This window comes from uncultured Aliivibrio sp., assembly GCF_946479765.1.
Lineage (GTDB): Bacteria > Pseudomonadota > Gammaproteobacteria > Enterobacterales > Vibrionaceae > Aliivibrio.
On sequence record NZ_CAMLHO010000103.1, the window covers coordinates 1 to 3,606 of the forward strand.

The window sequence follows — 3,606 nt, forward strand, 5'->3', positions numbered from 1 at the left end:
ATCCAAGTTATTTGATGAGGCATTATTAAAAAAGAAACAAGAAACATATGGTGTTTATTGCTTAAGTAAAGAAAGCAAAAGTATATTAATGTGGTCTCATTATGCGGTATCTCATAAAGGTATTTGTTTCGGTTTTAAAAATGATTTCTCAAAATATATTGAGTCAGATTCTAGTATTGAAACAATAAATGTTGATTACCTTCCCAAGGGACTACATGTTTTTTCTGAGATATATGAGCGAATTCTCCAAAAGTCTCACTATAATAGTTCAGATGCATTCAACAATTTTTTGTGAGCTACAGAACGATACATTTTATGCTGCACTTAGAAAAAAACATGAGCATTGGAAGTATGAAAATGAGGTTAGATTAATTGCTGCTTATGACAGTGGTGTTTTTACTTTCTCAGCTGAAAGTTTAGAGTGTGTTATTTTAGGTATGCTAATATCTAATCAAGATAAGGCAACAATATTAGCTTTACTAAAGCTTCCACAATGGAAACATGTAAAAGTATATACTGCATCTGCCAGAGGGTTTGAACTAGCTCTTGACCTTAATGAATTAGGTACTTCTAGAGATTAATTTCTTACCTACGGGGTGACATCCCGAGGAATAAAAATTTTTCGGGCTCTATGGTCACCACCAACAGGTTAATAATATCCTTCTTGATTGCTTAATTCTAAATTATCGTGATGCGTAACGCTTACTTAGTTGTTCATCCACTCATTAAAGCTAAAGCAATAAAAAATCTCAGTCCGGATGCTAGTAATGAATAGAAAACAAAGTTATAAGCGGTTAAATCCAATCAAGCTAGATCATATAGCTGTATTATTTGTGTATAATGATTGGCATTCTGTTTAGGAGATATTTATGAGTGGCAGTTCGTTAATTAAGTTAGTTTTAGTTTGGCTTTTTATATGTGGTTTGAGTGATTTTGATGGCCAGCTGTCAACGTTAGGAACACTGTCAGTGACCATATTATGTTATGTTTATTCAAAATGGCAGAAACGCTGTACTCTTGTAGAGCTTACTGACGAACGAAAAGAACAAATTGAAAAGATAATGAAAGAGCCTAGCCCTCTTGAAGTTACCGATTATGAAGAAAAAATCCGTCGAAATTTAGTTTTAAGTTCTTCAGCTGCAATTGTATTTACCTCTCTTGGTTTACAATTATCTCCAAGCTCTAGGTTTTTAGGTGGTATTCAGTTTAACAATATAACTTCAGAACTAGTATATATGATTTTGCTTGCCGTCATCATTTATGAATCGATACATTATTTTTGGCGGGTGAAAAATAGTTTTCAACTTTGGAGAGTTAGATTAACTGGAACTAAACATGAAGAACACCGCGGCTCAAGTGATATGATTGCCGGCATGGGAAATGATCCGAAAGATAATCGAGGAAAACAAGAAAATTCTAATTTTTATATTTGGATGCTAGAAAATCAACGAGAGTTTTTATCTGGAGTTGAAAACAATAATAATCAATGGGAACAGATTGAAGATTGGGTAAAAGGTTTAGATGACCAATCAACACCAGGTACAAAGGCAAGTGTTATTTCTGACCGCTTTAATAACATGGCTAACGCTATTGATAACCAACAAAAAGCAATAGAAAATATTAGAATTTCTGCTTCTATGCATCGTTTCGATAATTGGTATCACAACTTGGTGAGGAGTCAATCATGGCGCTGGGTTATCCTTGATGTGTTAATTCCCGTGGTTTTAAGTGTTTCTGCCATTGGGTTGATTGGGTATGAGCTTTATACAATGGATAGTTCTTTAGATAATAAAGAGTTAACAACAGAAGTGCCTTCTTATACTTGTACTGTAGAAGTTACGAAATAACTTAGACACACAAACAGGTATTTTTTTGATATATTTCATTTTGGGGCAAAACGATATTTGAAAATTCGGTTTTGGGGCAATTTTGTGGCAAAACGAAAGGTTAAATAACGCCGTTTTCGACTATTTACACTTAAAATCAGTAGAATTCAGACATAAAAAAAGACGCAATTAAGCGTCTTTTTTAGTCTATCAGATATTAAGTAACGAATTACTTCTTACGACAGAACTCAGCGATTACATACATAGATTGACCGCCATTTGCCTTACCAGTAACTAAACGAGGGTCATCTGTAAGGTTAATACCACGAATAACTGTACCTTGTTTGATTACTTGGTTAGTACCTTTAACAGGAAGGTCTTTAGTAACCGTTACGTCGTCGCCTTTTTTCAATTCAACGCCGTTGATGTCACGTGGTTTTTCGCCGTCAGAAAGAAGTGCTTTTTCAGCCCATTCTTTAACGTTATCTTCAACGTACATCATATCTAGAGAATCTTGAGCCCAAGATTCAGAAGTTAGTTTGCTCAGTAAAACGTAAGACATAACTTGAACCGTTGGTACTTGGCTCCACATAGAGTCATTTAGACAACGCCAGTGATTAACATCCATTGTTGCTGAGTCTTCGATTTGTGCAGTACATGTATCACAGATCATCACACAGTTATCAACATTGATATCCGTTTGTGGCGGAACTGCGAAAGGTGCAAGTGAATTAGTTGAACCACATAGTTCACATTTAGAATCGCAGCGAGTTAATAGAGTTTTTACAATGCTCATAATTATGCCTGTTTATTTAGTTGTGATTGTATTATGCCAAGTTTATACCATAAGAAAAAGGAATGCGGTGAGAATACTGTAATTTTTCTTATTAATACGAGGTTTGGTATCACAAGGGTAAACACAGGATTTCAAAGAGGTAAAACATAATCGCAAATGGCGTTACAATTTTCAATTATTGATAAACACAACGATTGTTTCTAACTCTATTTTGCGTTTATTCTTTCATTAAGCTTGAATGGTTTACGTTTAGCAGTACTATGCGCACCTAAGAGTAAGAAACAATACAGAGGCAAGAATCGGAAGATGGTAGACAATCAAAGTCAATGGCAAAACAGCTATGAGGAACAAGGCTACTTTGTCATTAGAAATTATTTTACTCAGGCTGAGATTTCATCACTTAGAAAAGTAATATTGAAATTTCATGAGTCATGGAAGCAAGATAATGCAGAGTTTTACCATGAAGAAGAAGCCTTTAATTCCTCGTTAATTACAGGCAGCCAGTATCTAGAAACCAATGATAGGTTAGCACTTTTTAATTTTATTAGTTCTAGCAAAATAATGCATGCTGTCGAGTCTGTGATAGCAGATAAGCCTGCATTTATGAATACTCAGCTATTTTTTAATCCAGTAAATCCTAAACAAAAAGATTTCTGGCATCGAGACTGTCAGTATGACCATGATGTGGATATTCAAAAGATTGTCATTCACGAGACTCAAGTTGTACATTTACGAGTGCCTTTATTTGATGAACTGGGTATGGAACTTATACCAGGAACTCATAAGCGCTGGGATAATGAAGAAGAGTATGATGTTAGACAGGAAGAAAACGGCCGAGAAAGCCATGAAAACATTTCTGGTGGCAAGGCCATTAACTTAGCCGCTGGTGATATGTTAGTTTTTTCTGCTGATATGATCCATCGTGGACTGTATGGGTTGGATAGATTAGCATTTGATATCTTAGTATTTGATCCGTCAGGTGAT

The 3,606-nt window shown here is 35.1% G+C and carries 5 protein-coding genes; 4 read left to right on the top strand and 1 reads right to left on the bottom strand.

The window, feature by feature from the left end:
* From Q1K78_RS17085 to Q1K78_RS17095, 3 genes are all read left to right on the top strand, one after another.
* Positions 1 to 295, top strand: a 295-nt coding sequence (locus Q1K78_RS17085; RefSeq protein ID WP_300181615.1) for a DUF2971 domain-containing protein, incomplete at its 5' end; no start/stop codon positions are given.
* Entirely contained in the window at positions 273 to 581 is a 309-nt protein-coding gene (locus Q1K78_RS17090; protein WP_300181617.1) for a hypothetical protein, read from the top strand. The genes Q1K78_RS17085 and Q1K78_RS17090, both read left to right, overlap by 23 nt.
* A 288-nt stretch (positions 582 to 869) precedes the next feature.
* On the top strand, positions 870 to 1,847 hold the full coding sequence (locus tag Q1K78_RS17095; RefSeq protein ID WP_300181619.1) for a hypothetical protein: 978 nt from the start codon (positions 870 to 872) through the stop codon (positions 1,845 to 1,847).
* 208 nt (positions 1,848 to 2,055) lie between these two features.
* On the opposite strand, the gene Q1K78_RS17100 is transcribed toward Q1K78_RS17095, so the two are convergent.
* Complete coding sequence (locus tag Q1K78_RS17100) at positions 2,056 to 2,622, bottom strand: PhnA domain-containing protein (protein WP_300181621.1); 567 nt, start codon at positions 2,620 to 2,622, stop codon at positions 2,056 to 2,058.
* Positions 2,623 to 2,928: 306 nt separating this feature from the next.
* Here Q1K78_RS17100 and Q1K78_RS17105 point away from each other — a divergent pair.
* A partial coding sequence (locus tag Q1K78_RS17105; protein ID WP_300181623.1) for a phytanoyl-CoA dioxygenase family protein occupies positions 2,929 to 3,606 on the top strand: 678 nt, incomplete at its 3' end.

Bases quoted from the DNA above. Each gene is read 5' to 3' on its own strand.
- Q1K78_RS17090 (WP_300181617.1), top strand. From the start codon at position 273: ATGCATTCAACAATTTTTTGTGAGCTACAGAACGATACATTTTATGCT.
- Q1K78_RS17095 (WP_300181619.1), top strand. From the start codon at position 870: ATGAGTGGCAGTTCGTTAATTAAGTTAGTTTTAGTTTGGCTTTTTATA.
- Q1K78_RS17100 (WP_300181621.1), bottom strand. From the start codon at position 2,622: ATGAGCATTGTAAAAACTCTATTAACTCGCTGCGATTCTAAATGTGAA.